16 protein-coding genes and 1 pseudogene are annotated in these 18,769 nt (G+C 43.8%); 12 read left to right on the forward strand and 5 right to left on the reverse strand.

The window, feature by feature from the left end:
- Nucleotides 1-14 precede the first annotated feature (14 nt).
- Nucleotides 15-860, forward strand: coding sequence for a putative beta-lysine N-acetyltransferase (gene ablB, locus MKY83_RS03255; protein ID WP_342488151.1), 846 nt, complete (start codon nucleotides 15-17; stop codon nucleotides 858-860).
- Here ablB and MKY83_RS03260 read toward each other — a convergent pair.
- Entirely contained in the window at nucleotides 855-2,513 is a 1,659-nt protein-coding gene (locus MKY83_RS03260; RefSeq protein ID WP_342488152.1) for a PucR family transcriptional regulator ligand-binding domain-containing protein, read from the reverse strand. The genes ablB and MKY83_RS03260 overlap by 6 nt on opposite strands.
- 190 nt (nucleotides 2,514-2,703) lie before the next feature.
- Between MKY83_RS03260 and MKY83_RS03265 the strand changes: the two genes are divergently transcribed.
- The 4 genes from MKY83_RS03265 to MKY83_RS03280 are packed head-to-tail and all read left to right on the forward strand — an operon-like array spanning nucleotide 2,704 to nucleotide 6,688.
- A complete protein-coding gene (locus MKY83_RS03265; RefSeq protein WP_106067425.1) occupies nucleotides 2,704-4,068 on the forward strand; it encodes an aspartate aminotransferase family protein in 1,365 nt (454 codons plus the stop codon).
- A gap of 12 nt (nucleotides 4,069-4,080) precedes the next feature.
- Entirely contained in the window at nucleotides 4,081-4,767 is a 687-nt protein-coding gene (locus MKY83_RS03270; protein WP_081277220.1) for a CoA transferase subunit A, read from the forward strand.
- Complete coding sequence (locus MKY83_RS03275; protein WP_003213973.1) at nucleotides 4,743-5,408, forward strand: 3-oxoacid CoA-transferase subunit B; 666 nt, start codon at nucleotides 4,743-4,745, stop codon at nucleotides 5,406-5,408. Before MKY83_RS03270 ends, MKY83_RS03275 begins: the two co-directional genes overlap by 25 nt.
- Before the next feature lie 14 nt (nucleotides 5,409-5,422).
- Nucleotides 5,423-6,688, forward strand: coding sequence for a peptidase (locus tag MKY83_RS03280; protein WP_044141532.1), 1,266 nt, complete (start codon nucleotides 5,423-5,425; stop codon nucleotides 6,686-6,688).
- 35 nt (nucleotides 6,689-6,723) lie between these two features.
- Here MKY83_RS03280 and MKY83_RS03285 read toward each other — a convergent pair whose 3' ends face one another.
- The gene (locus MKY83_RS03285; protein WP_044141533.1) at nucleotides 6,724-6,945 is read right to left on the reverse strand and encodes a DUF2892 domain-containing protein; all 222 of its coding nucleotides are present in this window, start codon (nucleotides 6,943-6,945) and stop codon (nucleotides 6,724-6,726) included.
- Nucleotides 6,946-7,069: 124 nt separating this feature from the next.
- Here MKY83_RS03285 and MKY83_RS03290 point away from each other — a divergent pair, with 124 nt between their 5' ends.
- The 3 genes from MKY83_RS03290 (at nucleotide 7,070) to MKY83_RS03300 (ending at nucleotide 10,239) form a co-directional block, all read left to right on the forward strand.
- Entirely contained in the window at nucleotides 7,070-8,812 is a 1,743-nt protein-coding gene (locus tag MKY83_RS03290) for an adenine deaminase C-terminal domain-containing protein (RefSeq protein WP_342488153.1), read from the forward strand.
- A 548-nt stretch (nucleotides 8,813-9,360) separates the two neighbouring features.
- On the forward strand, nucleotides 9,361-9,675 hold the full coding sequence (locus MKY83_RS03295) for a YerC/YecD family TrpR-related protein (RefSeq protein WP_003214053.1): 315 nt from the start codon (nucleotides 9,361-9,363) through the stop codon (nucleotides 9,673-9,675).
- Between the two features lie 159 nt (nucleotides 9,676-9,834).
- Entirely contained in the window at nucleotides 9,835-10,239 is a 405-nt protein-coding gene (locus MKY83_RS03300) for a VOC family protein (protein ID WP_044141534.1), read from the forward strand.
- 271 nt (nucleotides 10,240-10,510) lie between these two features.
- Here the strand turns inward: MKY83_RS03300 and MKY83_RS03305 are convergent.
- Both MKY83_RS03305 and MKY83_RS03310 read right to left on the reverse strand, forming a co-directional pair.
- A pseudogene (locus tag MKY83_RS03305) lies at nucleotides 10,511-11,004 on the reverse strand (DUF3916 domain-containing protein).
- Between the two features lie 99 nt (nucleotides 11,005-11,103).
- Complete coding sequence (locus tag MKY83_RS03310; protein ID WP_342488154.1) at nucleotides 11,104-12,684, reverse strand: FMN-binding glutamate synthase family protein; 1,581 nt, start codon at nucleotides 12,682-12,684, stop codon at nucleotides 11,104-11,106.
- Nucleotides 12,685-12,823: 139 nt separating this feature from the next.
- Here MKY83_RS03310 and MKY83_RS03315 point away from each other — a divergent pair, with 139 nt between their 5' ends.
- On the forward strand, nucleotides 12,824-13,054 hold the full coding sequence (locus MKY83_RS03315; RefSeq protein ID WP_342488155.1) for a hypothetical protein: 231 nt from the start codon (nucleotides 12,824-12,826) through the stop codon (nucleotides 13,052-13,054).
- On the opposite strand, the gene MKY83_RS03320 is transcribed toward MKY83_RS03315, so the two are convergent.
- On the reverse strand, nucleotides 13,035-13,448 hold the full coding sequence (locus tag MKY83_RS03320) for a DUF2283 domain-containing protein (protein ID WP_342488156.1): 414 nt from the start codon (nucleotides 13,446-13,448) through the stop codon (nucleotides 13,035-13,037). The genes MKY83_RS03315 and MKY83_RS03320 overlap by 20 nt on opposite strands.
- Nucleotides 13,449-13,731: 283 nt before the next feature.
- Between MKY83_RS03320 and MKY83_RS03325 the strand changes: the two genes are divergently transcribed.
- Genes MKY83_RS03325 through ligA form a run of 3 tightly spaced genes read left to right on the forward strand, consistent with a single transcriptional unit; the run spans nucleotide 13,732 to nucleotide 18,755 of the window.
- Nucleotides 13,732-14,424 (forward strand): heptaprenylglyceryl phosphate synthase, encoded by a 693-nt coding sequence (locus MKY83_RS03325; RefSeq protein WP_041816135.1) that lies wholly within the window; start codon nucleotides 13,732-13,734, stop codon nucleotides 14,422-14,424.
- A 57-nt stretch (nucleotides 14,425-14,481) separates the two neighbouring features.
- The gene (gene pcrA / locus MKY83_RS03330; protein ID WP_113768226.1) at nucleotides 14,482-16,704 is read left to right on the forward strand and encodes a DNA helicase PcrA; all 2,223 of its coding nucleotides are present in this window, start codon (nucleotides 14,482-14,484) and stop codon (nucleotides 16,702-16,704) included.
- A gap of 44 nt (nucleotides 16,705-16,748) precedes the next feature.
- Nucleotides 16,749-18,755 (forward strand): NAD-dependent DNA ligase LigA, encoded by a 2,007-nt coding sequence (ligA, locus tag MKY83_RS03335; protein ID WP_113768227.1) that lies wholly within the window; start codon nucleotides 16,749-16,751, stop codon nucleotides 18,753-18,755.
- The last annotated feature ends 14 nt before the right edge of the window (nucleotides 18,756-18,769 follow it).

Raw genomic sequence — 18,769 nt, forward strand, 5'->3', positions numbered from 1 at the left:
AGAGGAATGAGTGTATGGTGCAATTGAAGAAACTTGCAAACGAGCGTTTTTCTGCCTTGATCTGTATTGATTCATTTAATGAGCGAATCCGATTAGATGATTATAGTGGGAGGGTGCGGGATGTCATTCAATCCGTTCTTCAGGAAGCGGCGGCCTGTAAGGCTTCTAAGGTCATTGTGAAAGTAAGACGTGAGCATGTGCCGCTTTTTTTAGAAAAAGGCTTTCGGCTTGAAGGGGTGTTTTCTCATTATTTTCTGGGAAGTGATGCGTACGGCATGTCGCTTTTTCTGACCGAAGATCGGATGAACAGCCCCTATTGGCTGAAGGAAGATGAAATGGTTGCGTCTATTCAAGAGAAGCAAGTGAAAAAAGATCAAATCGCATGGCAGGATGAGTATGTGATGAGGAAAGCCGAACCGAAGGATATTCACAAGCTGGCAAAGCTCTATGATACCGTCTTTGAAACGTATCCCACGCCAATGAACGAGTCAGATTATATTCAAAAGGTAATGGAGGAAGGGACAATTTTTTATGTTGTTGAACATGACGGACACATTGTGAGTGCAGCATCCGCTGAAATCAATGCGCCGTATGGTCATGCAGAATTAACAGACTGTGCGACCCTTCCTTCATATAGAAAACTAGGATTCATGCATCATTTGATTCTAGCACTTGAAAAGGAACTCCAGTCGATGCATATCTATGTCTTTTATTCTCTTGCACGTGCACTGTCCTATGGAATGAATCAAGTGTTTTATCAGCTTGGTTATACGTATACCGGGCGCTTCCAAAACAACTGCTATATTTTTGACAAAATTGAAGATATGAATCTATGGGTCAAAACACCAAATGAATCATGAAATGGTTCTCATCTGATCAAGCAGACCAGATAGGCGGTATGCCATGATACTGAGCTGCAGCTTCATCCGATCATCAGTGGATTTGAGGCTGCAGCCTGTTCTCGTTTCAATTTGTTTCAGCCGGTAGCTTAAGGTATGTCTGTGAATAAACAATTCTCCCGCAGATTTTTGAATATTTTCATTGTGTGCCAAATACACTTCGAGTGTATGAATCAGGTCAGCCCCTTGTTTTTTCGTATAAAGCAAAGGACTTAACAGCTCCACGTAAAAATCATGCAAATTCATACCCGCTTCATTCATTTCAAGAAGCATCCCATATAAGCCGAGCTTTTGATAATGAATGATGCTTTCGTCTGTTTTTAAAAGCGGAAGAAGCCTTGCTGCATACTGCGCTTCCTTTGCGCTTTTTGCAAAGAGACTGATCTGGTCATAGGCTCTCCCAATGCCAATGACAATCGGATGGACGGGGAAAAAATAAGACCAAGTACTCCGGCACTCCTCTGCTGCGCGATACCATTCCGCTTCTTGAAACGCTTTTTTTCCTGCGGGTGTTAGGACAAAAATGGAATCGAGTCTCGTCTTTAGTAAAAAAGGAATATGTCTGCGTTCAAAGATCGAGGTGAGTAATTGCGATAGACGCTGCATCATTTGGTGATCGAACTGTGTGTGCTGATGCTGGAATTGAAAGTAGATCACCACCTGCTCCTCGCTCATATCATATTGCAGTTTTGTTGCTTGTTCGACCACGTAGCTTTCTTCTGTATATTGCTGCTGCAAAATATCATCTAACAAATGTCCCTGCATTTGGTTTTCTGTATCTTGAATGGCTTTTTGCTTCAGCCATTCAATCGCATACACGGCCCCGGCATGCTCGATCGCAATCGCGTCGAGATGATGCCACGTATCCTTTTTCTTTAAAGACACAATAAACCCGAAAATATCACCCATCGCAATCACCGGACATGCGGCGAGGACAAATGCTCCGCACGTGTCATAGACGAGCCGCCCTTTTTCCTCTGCCTGCTTGAGAAGGGGCATGGTTTCAATTGGTTCATGATCTGTCAGAAAGCCAAAAACAGGAGAGTACGTCACTTCATCTTTTATGAGATGAGCCGCTGTTTGATGTAAAAAGACATCAAGAACGACAATGTTCGCTGCAGTGAGATGTGCCAGTTCCTCTGTAATTTGCGTCACATTTTTATTCCTTACATTTAATTGGGTCAGTCTTTGATGAATCGCGGATGAATATTTAAGCTGATGAAGCTGGCTACTCACGATTTGTTCTAACACGGCTTTTGTAATATCTGAGAAATTGATGTGTGGCGGAATCTCGATGAGCGGAATGCCGCTATTTTTCGCCGCTTGAATGAGTGATGTTGGAATGTCGCTTAAGTACACACCTTTATAAATGGCGATAGCTGATAGCCTTTGAGATTGAATCAATTCCTCAAGCCGTATGCGCCTTTCCTTATTTTCTGCAAGCCCAAATCCGGTTGTGACGAGTAATTCCCCTTCGGAAAGCCTCGACGTGTCCTCGATGATTTCCACGATGGTCACCCACTGAATGAGGCGATCCAGTCCATTTCCTCCAGCAAGCAGCTTTGTTCCCTTCATGATATCGAGCGAAAGTGCATCTTTGACGAGAATCGCCATAGACTCATGACCTCCTTTTGAACACTCTTATACACGATGTATAAAAAATGCGTCTGAAATTCGGGCATGTGGCGAATGGAGGATGACTGCCCTCTTGATTAAGCTAATCTTATAACAAGTATACAAAATTTTCTTGCGATTCATGAAAAAGAAAGAGGCAGCTGCTGACGAGAGAGGGAGGAATGGCAAAGTGGAGACCCGGGATTACTTAATCAAACCGATGTTGAATCAGCATTATCCTGTGGCTGTGAAAGGAGAGGGAATTTATTTATATGATCGGGACGGAAAAAAATATATAGATGGCTCATCGGGGGCTGTCACGGCAAGTATTGGACATGGCATACGTGAAATCATTGATGCCATGACCGAGCAAGCGGAAAAAGTGAGCTTTACGTACAGATCACAATTCACAAATGAACCAGCAGAAGAACTTGCCTATGAATTGAGTACGCTTTGTCCAGGTAACCTGAACTGGTCTTTTTTTGTCGGAAGCGGATCAGAGGCAACGGAAACGGCTATGAAAATTGCTATTCAGCATTGGCAGGAGCAGGGAAAGGCTGAGAAGAATCACATTATTTCACGATGGATGAGTTATCACGGCATCACCCTCGGTGCGCTGTCAATGTCCGGACATATTGCAAGGAGAGAGCGCTTTGAACCATTGCTCGAAAAGAACCCAGTGCTGTCTCCGCCATATAGCTATCGTTCATGGCTGCCGAAGGAAGAGGGCAAGCAGGTTGAATGGTATGTCCAGGAATTTAAAACCGTCATTCAGCGTATAGGAAAAGAGAGGATTGCCGCTTTTATTGCAGAGCCGATTGTCGGAGCATCGGGAGCGGCTCTAGTACCGCCAGACGGATATTTTGAAGCAATGAAGCGTGTCTGTGAGGAAAACGATATTTTAATGATTGCAGACGAAGTCATGACAGGCTTTGGACGAACTGGGAAAATGTTTGCGATGGAGCATTGGGGCGTCGTACCAGATATTATGGTTCTCGGCAAAGGGATGAGTGCTGGCTATTCACCGATTGCGGCAGCCGTCTCAGCGGATCATGTCATCGCGCCAATTCTGAGCGGTTCCGGATCTGTGATGGCAGGTCATACCTATAGCGGCAATCCGCTTTCAGCAGCCGTCTCACTGGCTGTCATTCGATATATGAAAAAACATCAGCTTCCTGACCGAGCGGATCTGTCTGGCCGCTATTTAATGAATGCTTTAAAGGATATGCAAACAAACCATTTCATCATAGGAGATGTGAGAGGAAAGGGACTGCTCATTGGCATTGAGTTTGTCGCAGACCGCTTATCAAAAACACCATTTCCTGCACATGCACAGATGACCAATCTAGTCGTTGAGACGGCAAAGCAAAATGGCTTGCTCGTATACCCAGCAAGCGCCGGCGAGGATGGATTGGGAGGTGCAGCGGTCATGATCGCACCGCCGCTTTCTATCACGCAGCAGGAGATGGATGAACTCATTCAATTATTTGAGCAGACAATCACGCAGGTCGAACAAGAAGTCATCAACCGAGGGTTTTTCCCATCTGCGATGTAGGGAGGAAAGATGATGAACAAAACAGTGAATGTAGATGAAGTGATCACGCATTTTAGGGACGGCATGACCATCATGTTTGGCGGGTTTGGCGGCGTAGGGTCGCCGCCATCATTGATCGACGCCATTCTAGAAGCGAATATCAAAGATCTGACATTGATCGGAAACGATGCAGGCTTCCCGCAAATAGGTGTTGGCCGGCTGATCACAGAAGGAAGAGTCAAGAAGATCATTGCTTCTCATATTGGCTCAAATCCAATAGCCGGACAGAAAATGCAGGCAGGTACACTAGACGTTCATTTTTACCCGCAGGGCATTCTAGCAGAAAAAATACGAGCTGGCGGGATGGGCTTGGCAGGCATTGTGACAGATGTCGGCATGGATAGCCTCAATCTCGATGAGAAGCAGCTCGTGCCGCTAAACGGAAAGACATATATCCTTGAGCCTGCGCTGACAGCGGATATTGCCATTGTGAATGCCTTCAAAGCAGATGAAGCAGGAAATCTGATATTTGATAAAAGTGCACGGAATACAAACCCGATTGTGGCGATGGCAGGAGACTGGACCATTGCGGAAGTGGAAGAGATCGTGCCTGTGGGCAGTCTTCATCCAGAGGAAATCGTGACACCAGGCGTATTTGTGAACCAGATCGTGCAATCAAAAGGAGTGAACTGGACATGGGCATGGGAGACATCGATTTAAGACATCGCATAGCCAAACGGGCGGCGCAGGAAATTGAAGATGGCATGATCGTCAATCTTGGGATCGGCATCCCAACCCTTGCGGCTGATTACATTCCAGCGCATTACAACGTATGGCTTCATGCAGAAAACGGCATTATGGGGGCAGGCGCCTCACCAGCACAAGGAGAAGAAGATCCGAATTTGTGCAATGCCGGTGGTTTTCCTATTACGTTAACAAAAGGCGGCTCATACATGGACAGCACGACCGCTTTTGGCATCATTCGAAAAGGCATGCTGGATATGACGATTTTAGGTGCACTTGAAGTAAGCAGTCAGGGTGACCTTGCGAATTGGATTGTGCCAGGTAAACGAGTGCCTGGGATGGGCGGAGCGATTGAGCTTGCTCAAAAGGCGAAAAAGGTTGTGGTGGTGATGAGCCACCTTGATAAACACGGTGAGTCAAAGGTGAAATCTGCTTGCACACTGCCCTTAACTGCTAAGTCTTGTGTGGATCTGATTATAACGGATATGGCAGTCATTGAGGTCAAATCGCAGCTGCTCATTTTACGTGAAGTCATGCCGCCGTATCAGCCGGAAGATGTCATAAGGGCGACAGAGGCACCTTTAATTTTAGCGCCTGATGTCAAATCTGTTGTGTAGAAAGGATGAATGACTTGCAGCCAATCACACGTATCAGAAGCTGGATGAGAGAGCACCAAGATGAAGCGATTGCGCTTCTTCAGCAAATGGTGCAATGTGAGAGCACCCAAGGGAATGAACAAGGTGTGCAGCAAATCGTAGCAAATAAGCTGTCTGCCATTGGTTTTGATGTAGATGTATGGGACATTGGCGGAGAAGACCTGCTCGAACACCCGTATTTCTATTCCCCGAGGCGTTCCTTTAAAGGAAGTCCCAATGTCGCCGGACGATTGAAGGGAAAAGGGGGCGGCAAATCCATTTTATTAAATGGGCACGTCGATGTTGTGCCAGCAGGAGATACGAAACAATGGACATATCCACCCTACAGCGGGCATATCATAAACGGGAGACTTTATGGACGCGGGGCAACAGATATGAAAGGCGGAAACGTTTCTTTACTCTTTGCACTAGAGGCACTGCATGCGCTACAGATTCCGCTGAAAGGAGATGTCGTGTTTCATAGTGTCGTCGAAGAAGAGAGCGGCGGCGCCGGCACCCTTGCAGCCATACTGAGAGGGTATACAGCAGATGCGGCCATCATTCCAGAACCAAGTCATATGAAAATCTTTCCGATTCAGCAGGGATCTAAGTGGTTCAGACTGCATATCAAAGGAAGGGCAGCTCATGGCGGAACAAGATATCACGGCGTTTCCGCTATTGAAAAAAGTATGATCGTTCTTTCGCATATAGCAGCACTTGAAGAAGAACGAAATCAGCGCATCACAGAGCCGTTATTTCAGCATATCCCGATTCCAATCCCTATCAACATAGGGAAAATTCAAGGCGGTGATTGGCCGTCCTCTGTAGCGGATTTGCTCACAATGGAGGGCAGACTTGGTGTGATGCCAGGTGAAACGGTTGAGCAGGCAGAGAAGGAATTAGAAAATTGGATGATGGGACTTGGGGAAAAGGATGAATGGTTCAAAGAGCATCCTGTTGAGGTCGAATGGTTTGGTGCAAGATGGCTTCCAGGCTCAATCGATACGGACCATCCACTTTTAGGTCTATTGAAGGAACAATATGAAGCGGTCAAGAAGGAGCCGCCAAAGATCGAAGCCGCTCCTTGGGGAACAGACGGAGGATTACTGTCACAGGCGGCAGGTATCCCGATCATCGTCTTCGGACCTGGAACAACGGAGCTTGCCCATTTTCCGAATGAATCCATCGACATTGAGCATGTCATTGAAGCCGCGGAAATTATCGCAGGTACGATGGTGGAATGGTGTGAAGCCGCGGAGTGATGACAGAGGTGGAAATCATAAAAAAAGAAGGCTGTTCACTCAGCCTTCTCTTCATGTGTGTCCTGCTGCTCACACATATATGTCACTGGACAAAAACGAAGAATACCAGATGCCAGTTTCATCCCGCCGCACATGATGCTGAAAAGCAGCATTTTACTCCATGGTTTTCTAGCATATAAAGAACCAGCCACAGTACATATTGTCATTCCACAGGCAATTCGAATGAGCGCTTCCATTAAGCCGAGATTAGGTTTCATTGAAGGTAAATCTCCTTTTTTAAATATTTTAAGTGTGATTTCAAGAAATTGTAACGTTTCATTAATGCGTAACGTGGTTCGTTATGTTACGATAGGGCTAATACAAATGAAGGAGAGTATGTGAATGTCCGAACGTACTTTTAATTGGAGAAACAATGACATCCGCACACAAATCGATGTAGTCGACTCAAAAATAGTTCCAACACTCCTTTTAACGAATGGACTCGTGCTAAACCCGTTTTTAAAACAATGGGTGAAGGCAAATATTTGGATACATGATGATCGAATTGTTTATGTCGGAGCAGAGCTTCCTCAAAATAAATCAGCTAAACGTGTGATTGATTGTGAAGGGAAATACATTGTGCCTGGGTATATAGAGCCTCACGCGCACCCGTTCCATATTTATAATCCCCAATCACTTGCAGAATATGTGTCTCAATTTGGCACAACAACGATGGTCAGTGATAACTTATTTCTTCTTTTGCAGAGCAATGAAAAGAAAGCGCTTTCCACTCTATGTGAATTAAAACAGCAGCCATTTCAGTATTTCTGGTGGTCTAGATATGATCTTCAAACTGAAGTCAGATATGAAGATGAGATGCTTCCTATCAACTACCGGAAGGAATGGATTGATCATCCTGATGTCCTTCAAGGCGGCGAATTAACAAGCTGGCCAAGATTGATGGACGGTGATGATCTCATTTTATATTGCATGCAAGAAACGAAGAAGCAGAGGAAACGAATTGAAGGGCATTTCCCCGGAGCTTCCGAGAAAACGCTAACAAAAATGAAGCTGTTTGGCGCGGATAGCGATCATGAAGCGATGAATGCAGACGATGTGCTAAAGCGCTTGTCCCTTGGCTACCATGTCTCACTTCGTCATTCTTCCATCCGCCCAGATTTAGTGAACATTTTAAGAGAGCTGCACGAGCGTGACTTTAGACACTATGATCACTTCTTCTATACAACAGATGGAGCGGCGCCTCATTTTTATGAGGAGGGTATGATTAATCGTTTGATTTCAATTGCCCTTGAAGAAGGCGTGCCTATCATCGATGCATACAATATGGCGACCTTTAACATTGCGAAGTACTATCAAATTGATGACCTATTAGGGGTTGTCGGTCCAGGACGTCTGGCTTCATTGAATGTGTTAGATGATCCAGTGAATCCAAATCCTGAAACGGTGATATCTAAAGGGGTTATCCTCAAATTAGATGGAGAGAACCAGCATCAATTTCAAGAAACTAAATGGGAAAATGGCGGGCTTGTTCCATTAGATTTAGGCTATGATCTGACGACGAGTGATTTGCAATTTTCCATGCCGCTAGGCGTCAAAATGAGAAATGCTGTCATCATGGAGCCTTATACAGTGGAGATTGATAACTCTGTGAACCAGCTGTCATGTGATCATGATCAAAGTTTCTTTAGCCTGATTGACCGAAAAGGCGAGTGGCGTGTGAATACGATGCTCAAAGGTTTTGCAAATAAAGTACAAGGTTTTGTCAGCTCATTTTCGCTCACGGGTGACATTTTAGTGATCGGGAAAAATAAAGAGGATATGATGCTGGCGCATAAGCGAATGAAAGAAATTGGCGGGGGAATCGTCCTCACAGAGAACGGGAAAATTTTGCACGAAATCCCGCTGCAATTATCAGGCTGTGCCTCTGCTGAACCATTTGAGACTGTTCTTCAGCAAATACAAACCTTGCGTGAGCTGCTCATTGAGCGAGGCTATCCATTTGATTGCCCAATTGATACACTTGTCTTTTTCCAAAGTACCCATTTGCCGTATATTCGAGTGACACCAAGAGGAATATTTGATGTCATGAAAAAAACTGTACTCTTTCCGTCTATAATGCGTTAAAATATAACAGAGTGGAGCTGTATCATCTTTGTCACATTTCTGACAACTGTTATAGGGCAGACGTGAGCATTGGATCTCTTCACTGCCATGTAAGTGAAAATACTTATGTGGAGTTGTTGAAGCAGAGGGCTTTGACATGACGAGTGAAATGGCCTGATTGAAAAATGAATCTGTCGGTTACGCTGGCCGACCAACATATTTTGAATAATTGAGCGAGGCGGGGCGCATGTTTGTGGTCTCGCCGAGCTTTCCGCACAACCTGTATTTTTAGGGCAGACCTAATGAAGCAGAAGTGATTCTGATATCGTAAGCAAACAAGTTTGTCAGATTGTCGAACAAGGAAAATGACAGAACTTGTCGAATTTGTATACGATAAAGAAGCTTCGGCTTACGAAAGAACTGACGGCATTTCCAGCGTAGAACCAAACCTGTCATGATTCGTTCAAAGCTCATTGCTGAGGTTGAAAAAAATAGTCAGGAAAGATACCGCTTTCTCTGCAGAATGTCGTGCGAAGCGGTGCCAATAGTAAAGGAGAAGATGTATAAAGATGCAAATTGATAAATTAAGGGGCAAAAGCTTAGATCAGTTATTCAACTCCATCTTATCCCTTAAAGACCTGGAAGAATGCTATCGATTCTTTGATGATTTGTGTACCATCAATGAAATCCAATCTTTATCACAGCGTCTTGAAGTAGCGCGTATGCTTCGCGAGGGGAACACGTATCATAAAATTGAGACGGAGACAGGTGCGAGCACTGCAACCATCTCACGAGTCAAACGCTGCTTGAACTACGGAAATGATGCCTATACAATGGCACTTGACCGCGTAGCAGAACAGCAGGCAAATGACGAAACAAAATAAAGCAGTTTTCACTGTAAACAATCCTTTTCAACAAGAATGGAGTTGTTTACAGTTTTTTTATGGAGAGCGCTGAAAAGGCAAGCAAGGACTGGCTTGAAAGAAGCAACAAACGGGTCATTTAACCGAATAACTTTATCAGAAGGTTGTGGAGAAGAAAAAATGAGATTCAATGCTTTGATACCAGAGTTATCTGTAACAGACATCGAAAAGTCTAAATGGTTCTATATAGAATTGCTTGGTTTTAAATTGGAATATGAGCGTGAAGACGATAAATTTATATTTGTTTCGTTGGAAGAGGAAACACAAATGATGTTAGAAGAAATCAATGGCCATTGGGACACTGGGGAGTTAAAATACCCATTTGGACGGGGAATCAATTTTCAAATAGACATTGAAGACGTACAGCCTGTCATTGACCGTTTAAGAAAGCAAAACATTCCACTATTCAGAGAGCCAACTGTTAGCAAATATAAAAGTAATGATACTACGTTTATACAAAAGGAATTTCTTGTTCAAGATCCTGATGGATATTTACTTAGGTTCTCGCAAGAAATGGCAGGTTAACATGAAAGTCTCTTCCAGAATAGGGCGCGATTGTTGAATAAGTAAAATTAAGAGTGGCTGCGGCTACTCTTTTTTATTTTGAGATACATGAGTAATAGATACAAAAAATTGACTATTGCCGAAAAGGACAACGGTTATTTTTAAATTTGTGTTACTGCTCGTAATCGGTCGAGGGAAAGGCTTGGCATTAGTCAACGGTAAATGTCTGACTGACCAACGGGAAGGAATTTAAGGAGTTGACTAATTTCGCCAAACCCGAACCCTCTTGTTTTTATTTTAGCTCGCCTATAAACCAGAGATGCCATATTCGTCTGCGATGATGTCTTTAAAACCTATGGTTTGCCTATCCTTTGGCACAGATAAACCCCATTCCCTTTGAATGTTTCTCGCATCGGAAAGAGGCAGCCATCTCTGATCATCATCATGTCTATTGAAAAAGTCTTTAATATAGGAATCTCCTTTAAACACAATGATTTGTGATCCCCATCATTCAGTGGCATCTACTGCAACAATGACACGATATACTTCTCCATCAAGTGGCTTCAAATCAATGAGATGTTCAGCTCTATTTAGCAGTGTTTGAATGGACAATCGCTTGATTTTTTGAGGTGTTTTGCTTGAACAAATAAAATCATACGCAACTGGTAGTGGGAGATGTCAATAACCTTGTTCAATATCTGCCGGGAACTCTTGTGTACCTTCCTCAATTCTTGTCACCATCTCATTCGTCTTCCGTTTCATCCCGCGAACCTTTTTCTCACGCATCCTCCATCTCTCCATTTCCTGTCATTTGTCTAAGTTCTTTATACGCGATTGAGCCAAAATGTCAATTGAAAAAAGGTGCAAAAACGCACCTTTCTCAAACTAGACGGATGGCTGTGTCCCTGTAAAAATAGGTACTTCACTTGTCTGACCATTTTCTTGTCTATAGACAATATGTTTTTCATTAAAATGAATGGGAGATTCAATACCAGCAGCTGCGGATAAATTAAACAAGCCTTCTCTTAGAGAAAGGATATAATTGCAGACTCGGTATTTCTTTTCTTCAATTGATAAACCCTTTTGCAGTTTTGGATCAGTTGTGGCGACCCCGACTGGGCATTTATTCGTGTGGCACACTTGGGCGCGAATGCATCCGACTGAAAACATGAGTCCCCGTGCGATATTGACAAAGTCAGCACCCATGGAAAGGGCAATCGCAATTTTATCTGGTGAGAGAAGTTTGCCAGAAGCAAAGAGTTTTACCTGATCTCTGACACCGTATTCCTTCAATATTTGATGAACCATTGGGAGTGCCGTGAAAATCGGCAGCCCTGCGGAATCTGCTAATTCATGAAAGGATGCACCAGTGCCTCCTTCTCCGCCATCCACTGTAATGAAATCAGGATGCTTTCCGCTTTTTTTCATGTACGCTGCAAGCTCTTCAATGTTTTCTTTATGTCCGACCACAAGCTTGATGCCGACAGGCTTTCCGCCTATACTTCGCAGCTGTTCAATGAAATCAAACATATCCGGAATGGAGTGGAACATCTCAAATCGGTTTGGGCTGTCAATGGATTGGTGGGGCGGCAATTTACGGATGTTCGCAATTTCTTCGGTGACTTTTTTGCCGTCAATATGACCGCCGCGTGTTTTAGCTCCTTGTGCCAGCTTCAGCTCAAAGGCTTTGACTTCCTCGTGCTCGCTCTTTTTCTTAAATTCTTCAAAGGAAAAAGCGCCATCCTCTGTTCTCACGCCAAATAGACCGGGCCCAATCTGGCATATGATATCGGCTCCGCCTTTGAGGTGATATGGAGAAAGCCCGCCTTCACCTGTGTTCATCCACGTACCGCCGGCCATCTTTAATCCCGAGGATAGTGCTGTAATGGCCCTGTCGCCTAAAGATCCGTAGCTCATGGCAGATTGTCCAATCATGCCTTTTACAGGGAATGGCTTTTGACATGTGTGCTCGCCAATCACTTGTACATCGTCTTGATGGAGATAGTAAGGTTTTGCTTCGACCTCTTTGGTATGTTCACTTCTTCGAAGTAAATTGTCTTGATCAATCTGGTACACTTTTGTTTGGATTTTTTCAGATTGATCGATACGTAACTCATCTCGCTGCTTTGGAAATAGGTCGTTGCGAATGTAGTAACCAGGCTTGTCAAAATCACGTTTTGATCCAAAGCCCATCGTCCGGCTTTTGTACTTCCCAGACATAACAGCTTGCTCGTATTCTCTTCTTGAGAAAGGAAGCTCCTCGCGATCATTCAGAAACAGATATTGGCGAAGCTCAGGTCCTATTTTTTCAAAAATAAACCGTAGCTTTCCAATGACCGGATAGTTTCGCAGGACAGAATGCTCTTCCTGTTTTTCATCTCTCACCCAAATCCAGATGAATAAAATGATTGGTATGATGAAACAAATCACTAATAGTGTGCCAATGACAATGAAAGTTGTTGTCACGAAGATCCCCTCTTTTCTCTATCATTGCTGTTGTTATTCCACTTTTCATTGAAAGAGAAACCACTTCACCATATTGTGACGTTTAGAAATGAAAAGGCGGGGTAACTTACAAATAAGATCATAAGGGGAGGGAACATACATGAATAAGCGTCCGAATGCGTATGTACTTGCAGGATTAGGGGTTGGTGGTGCTGTGTTATTAGTAGTGAAAAATAAACAGCATCTCAAAAAATGGGCAACCATGTTCCGCTCAGATGAAAAGATTCCTGAAAAAGCTGGACACCCTGATCCATTAGATATTCAAGACAACAAGATGGTCGATGAAGGGGCCATGACATCCGTCCATTATTTCAATGAAGTGAGACAATAGCTTGGAAAAACCGTTTTGACCATTCAAAACGGTTTTTTCTTGTCTTTCTTTTGACGTGATATTGATGAGGATCGACAATCGTAAAACCGATCAGCCCTTTGTGATCAGGCGTCGAGAAATGAAATTCAATGCCTGATAAATGATAGGTTGAGAGAACGTCCTGATCTGTAAAACGTAACGAAAGCTCATCCTCATAAACGGGTGCATGCTTCAAAACCTCGGCTTCTTCTGCAAATAACTCCAGACCAGCTACTCGGCCCTCTTTGTCGATATCTGCGTTCACACATTCATTCACATCTAATTCAATGGTTTCTTTGATTGTCCCGATTCCCACAGGCAGGAGATAGATGTATCCGATGTCAATCGTTTGATCATATGTGATGGTTCTTTTCAAATGAGTCACCTTCTTTATGCATGGTTTTTTGATCAATAGTAAAATGTCCCTTTATTGTATAATAACATGTGGTGATACAAAGCTTTCTTATCAGTGAACGGTCAAAGATCATCCCTCTCAGCTCCTAGATGTTTTCATCCAGTCTTCAGCATTCTAACCTAAAGTCACGAACACCATTTTCAAAAGAATGAAACTTTTAGCTGAAGGAGGTTACCCATTTTTTGCGGTCACTGATTTTGTTATAATATTTAAATGGAATGAAACGAATGGAGGAACGTTTTTCATGTATGATGTTACCGAGTGGAAGCATGTCTTTAAACTCGATCCAAATAAAGAAATATCCGATGAACAGCTGGAGGCGATTTGCGAATCTGGTACGGATGCTATATTGATTGGCGGCAGTGACAATGTGACAGAGGACAACGTGCTTCAATTAATGTCAAAGGTCCGCCGGTTTCTTGTGCCATGTGTGCTCGAAATCTCAACACATGAAATGATTGTGCCGGGCTTCGATCTGTATTTCATCCCGACCGTTTTAAACAGCTCTCATCCTGATTGGATTGTTGGGCTTCACAAGGATGCGATGAAGGAATTCGGTGATTTGATGTCAATGGAAGAGATCGTGCCTGAAGGCTATGTTATTTTAAATGAAGAGTGTAAAGCGGCCAAGCTCACAGAGGCAAATACAGCACTGGACATCGATGACGTAAGGGCATATGCAAGAGTGGCAGAGCATTTAATGAAGCTGCCCATTTTTTATCTAGAATACAGCGGAACGCTTGGAGATATAGAGCTTGTGAAAGAAACGAAAGCAGTGCTTTCTGATACGGTTCTTTTTTATGGCGGGGGCATTGAAAACGCAAAGCAGGCGGAAGATTTTGCGCAGCATGCGGACGTGGTTGTTGTAGGAAACGTCATTTATGACAATTTCAAAGAAGCATTAAAGACAGTGAGCGCAGTCAAAAAGTCATCATAGTCAAACAAGACGAAACGGGTTAAAATAGAACATAAGTTCGAAATGGCGGTGAATGGAATGAATGAAATATCGAATCATCTATTAGAAGGACTGAATGACGCGCAAAAAGAAGCGGTCAAAGCAACAGACGGTCCGCTACTCTTGATGGCAGGAGCAGGAAGCGGAAAAACGCGGGTGCTGACACATCGAATTGCCTACTTAATGGCAGAAAAGCATGTGGCTCCGTGGAACATTTTGGCAATTACGTTTACAAATAAAGCAGCACGTGAAATGCGTGAGCGTGTCCAAGCCATTTTAGGGCCTGGTGCGGATGACATTTGGATCTCTACGTTCCACAGCATGTGTGTGCGCATTTTACGACGCGATATTGACCGTATTGGTGTGAATCGCAACTTCTCTATATTAGACACATCTGATCAGCTTTCAGTCATTAAAAATATTTTAAAAGAACGAAATATTGATCCGAAAAAGTTTGATCCACGTAGCATTTTAGGTTCAATCAGCAGTGCAAAAAACGAACTCATTGACGCAGAGGAATACGCCAAAACAGCCGGTGATTTCTATGATCAAGTGGTCAGCGACGTCTACACAGATTACCAAAAGCGATTACTCAAGAACCAATCACTCGATTTTGATGATCTTATTATGATGACGATTCGTCTGTTTGAGCGGATCCCTGAAGTATTAGAACACTATCAGCGAAAATTCCAATACATTCATGTCGATGAGTATCAGGATACAAACAGAGCGCAGTACATGCTTGTGAAACTGCTCGCTCAACGTTTTCAAAATATTTGTGTGGTCGGTGACTCGGATCAGTCCATCTACCGCTGGCGCGGAGCAGATATTACAAACATTCTCTCCTTTGAAAAAGATTATCCATCCAGTGAAGTGATTTTGCTTGAGCAAAATTACAGATCGACTAAACGTATTCTGAATGCCGCAAACACGGTGATTCAAAACAATTCAAACCGTAAGCCGAAAAATCTTTGGACAGAAAATGATGAAGGGGCGAAGATTGCCTATTACCGTGCAGATAATGAATTCGGCGAGGGTCAATTTGTTGCTGGAAAGATTCATCAGCTTCATCAGAGCGGTAAGCGTAAATTATCCGATTTTGCGATTCTTTATCGGACCAATGCGCAGTCTCGTGTCATAGAGGAAACATTATTGAAGTCAAACATTCAATACAACATTGTCGGCGGCACGAAGTTCTATGACAGAAAAGAGATCAAGGACATTTTGGCGTACTTACGCCTAGTAGCTAACCCAGATGACGACATTAGCTTTGCACGAATTGTTAACGTACCAAAGCGCGGAATCGGTGCTACATCTGTTGATAAAATCGCAGCATATGCGGAGATGAATGACCTGTCTATGTTTGAAGCGCTTGGTCAGGTAGATTTCATTGGACTCAGTGCAAGGGCAGCCAATGCGCTTGATGAATTCAAACAGCTCATTGATCAAATGACAAATATGCAAGAGTATTTATCTGTCACAGAATTAACAGAAGAAATCCTAGAGAAAACAGGCTACCGTGAAGCACTGAAGGTTGAAAAAACGATTGAAGCACAAAGCCGTCTAGAAAATATTGACGAGTTTCTCTCTGTGACTAAGAACTTTGAAGAACAAAATGAAGACAAGTCCCTTGTGACCTTCCTGACAGATCTCGCCCTTGTCGCAGACATTGATAAGCTGGATGAAAATGAGGAAGAAGATCAAGATGCGGTCATTTTAATGACGCTTCACGCCGCAAAAGGTCTAGAATTCCCGGTTGTCTTCTTAATGGGCATGGAGGAAGGTGTCTTCCCGCACAGCCGCTCATTAATGGAAGATGCAGAGATGGAAGAAGAGCGCCGCCTTGCTTATGTGGGCATCACACGGGCGGAAGAAGAGCTTTATTTATCAAGTGCCAAGATGAGAACACTCTTCGGCCGGACAAACATGAACCTTGAATCAAGATTCATTCGAGAAATACCAGCCGATTTATTGGACAACCTAAATGAGAAAAAAGAAACGAAAACACCATTTGGCCAAACTAGAGAAAGACCACAAAGACGGGGACCTGTCTCACGTCCACAAACTCAAACCATTCAAAACACAGGCGGCGGAAGTATTGGCTGGGCTGTGGGCGATAAAGCGGCTCATAAAAAATGGGGCGTTGGAACAGTTGTGAGCGTAAAAGGCAGTGGAGACAGCACAGAGCTTGATATTGCCTTCCCAAGCCCTACAGGCATTAAGCGTCTTCTCGCAGCATTTGCGCCAATTGAGAAGCAATAAACCGATAGGACTTATAAAACGGATGAATTGAAAGGAAGAAGCAGATGGATAAAGAAGCAGCGAAACGCCGGATCGAGGAACTGCACCAGATTTTGAACCAATACAACTACGAATATCATACACTGGATCGTCCAAGTGTTCCTGACGCTGAATATGATGCGCGGATGCGTGAGCTGATCTCTTTAGAGGAAGAGCACCCTGATTTAAAAGCAGCGGACTCCCCCTCACAAAGAGTAGGAGGCGCTGTGTTAGACGCCTTCCAAAAAGTGCGCCACGGCACACCGATGCTCAGCCTTGGGAATGCGTTTAATGAACAGGACCTTCTTGATTTTGACCGCCGGGTTCGTCAAGCAGTCGGTGACGATATCGCATACAATGTCGAGCTGAAAATTGACGGACTCGCTGTTTCTCTCCGTTATGAAAATGGCCTGTTTGTCCGAGGTGCCACACGTGGAGATGGGACAACGGGTGAGGATATTACTGAAAACCTCAAAACCATTCGTTCCATCCCGCTCAAAATCAAACGTCCTTTGTCAATTGAAGTGAGAGGCGAGGCATTTATGCCAAAACCTTCTTTTGAAGCATTAAACGAAAAAAGATTACAAAACGAAGAAGAGCCGTTTGCGAACCCGCGTAATGCGGCGGCAGGCTCGCTTCGTCAGCTTGATACGAAAATTGCGGCGAAACGAAACCTTGATATCTTCGTCTACAGTATAGCGGAGCTTGATGAAATCGGTGTTGAATCGCAAAGCGAAGGACTTGATCTTCTCGACGAACTTGGCTTTAAAACGAACAATGAAAGACGGATGTGCCAAACAATTGAAGAAGTGATCGAGCTTATTGAAACACTGAAAACGAAGCGTGCCGATTTTTCATATGAAATCGATGGAATTGTGATCAAAGTCGATTCGTTAGCTCAGCAAGAAGAGCTCGGCTTTACAGCAAAAAGTCCCCGCTGGGCTGTTGCGTACAAGTTTCCAGCTGAAGAGGTCGTGACAAAGCTGCTTGATATTGAACTAAGTGTCGGGCGTACAGGTGTCATCACACCAACGGCGATCCTTGAGCCTGTCAAAGTAGCAGGAACGACAGTGCAGCGTGCTTCTCTTCATAATGAAGATTTGATCAAAGAAAAGGATATTCGCCTTTTTGATCAAGTGATTGTGAAAAAAGCGGGCGATATTATTCCGGAAGTGGCAGGCGTACTGATCGATCAGCGTACAGGAGAAGAAAAGCCGTTTCACATGCCGACTGAATGCCCGGAGTGTCATAGTGAGCTGGTGAGAATTGAAGGCGAAGTGGCTTTGCGTTGCATCAATCCAGAATGCCCTGCCCAAATACGTGAGGGACTCATTCACTTTGTTTCCCGCAATGCAATGAACATTGATGGGCTTGGCGAGCGGGTCATTACACAGCTTTTCCAAGAACAGCTTGTCTCTCGTGTGTCTGATCTTTACCGATTAACGAAAGAAGAGCTCATTCAGCTTGAGCGAATGGGCGAAAAATCTGTCGACAATTTACTGCGTTCGATTGAGCAATCGAAAGAAAACTCTCTAGAGCGTTTACTATTTGGACTCGGTATACGATTTATTGGCTCTAAAGCGGCGAAGACCTTGGCGATGCATTTCGGCGATATCGATCAATTAAAGCAAGCGACGAAAGAACAATTACTCGAAGTCGATGAAATCGGTGAAAAAATGGCTGATGCTGTCGTTACGTACTTTGAGAAAGAAGAAATACTCAATCTGCTAAATGAACTAAAAGAGCTTGGGGTCAATATGACCTATACAGGACCAAAACCGGTGAAGGTTGAAGAAAGTGATTCCTATTTTGCAGGTAAAACCATTGTGCTGACAGGGAAATTAGAAGAAATGGCTCGAAACGATGCAAAAGCAGCGATCGAAGCATTAGGCGGTAAACTGGCAGGTAGTGTGAGTAAAAAAACAGATCTAGTCATAGCCGGAGAAGCAGCGGGAAGTAAGCTGACAAAGGCAGAAGAACTCAATATTGAAATTTGGGACGAAGCTAAAATGCTCGAGGAGCTAAAGAAATAAGAGGAGTGTTTTCT

This window comes from Bacillus sp. FSL M8-0266 (genome assembly GCF_038613425.1).
Classification (GTDB): Bacteria; Bacillota; Bacilli; order Bacillales; family Bacillaceae; genus Bacillus; species Bacillus pumilus.

What these genes read in the sequence shown, in the direction of transcription:
- ablB (WP_342488151.1), top strand. Translation starts at nt 15, where the DNA reads ATGGTGCAATTGAAGAAACTTGCAAACGAGCGTTTTTCTGCCTTGATC.
- MKY83_RS03260 (WP_342488152.1), bottom strand. Translation starts at nt 2,513, where the DNA reads ATGGCGATTCTCGTCAAAGATGCACTTTCGCTCGATATCATGAAGGGA.
- MKY83_RS03270 (WP_081277220.1), top strand. Translation starts at nt 4,081, where the DNA reads ATGAACAAAACAGTGAATGTAGATGAAGTGATCACGCATTTTAGGGAC.
- MKY83_RS03275 (WP_003213973.1), top strand. Translation starts at nt 4,743, where the DNA reads ATGGGCATGGGAGACATCGATTTAAGACATCGCATAGCCAAACGGGCG.
- MKY83_RS03285 (WP_044141533.1), bottom strand. Translation starts at nt 6,945, where the DNA reads ATGAAACCTAATCTCGGCTTAATGGAAGCGCTCATTCGAATTGCCTGT.
- MKY83_RS03290 (WP_342488153.1), top strand. Translation starts at nt 7,070, where the DNA reads ATGTCCGAACGTACTTTTAATTGGAGAAACAATGACATCCGCACACAA.
- MKY83_RS03295 (WP_003214053.1), top strand. Translation starts at nt 9,361, where the DNA reads ATGCAAATTGATAAATTAAGGGGCAAAAGCTTAGATCAGTTATTCAAC.
- MKY83_RS03300 (WP_044141534.1), top strand. Translation starts at nt 9,835, where the DNA reads ATGAGATTCAATGCTTTGATACCAGAGTTATCTGTAACAGACATCGAA.
- MKY83_RS03315 (WP_342488155.1), top strand. Translation starts at nt 12,824, where the DNA reads ATGAATAAGCGTCCGAATGCGTATGTACTTGCAGGATTAGGGGTTGGT.
- MKY83_RS03325 (WP_041816135.1), top strand. Translation starts at nt 13,732, where the DNA reads ATGTATGATGTTACCGAGTGGAAGCATGTCTTTAAACTCGATCCAAAT.
- pcrA (WP_113768226.1), top strand. Translation starts at nt 14,482, where the DNA reads ATGAATGAAATATCGAATCATCTATTAGAAGGACTGAATGACGCGCAA.
- ligA (WP_113768227.1), top strand. Translation starts at nt 16,749, where the DNA reads ATGGATAAAGAAGCAGCGAAACGCCGGATCGAGGAACTGCACCAGATT.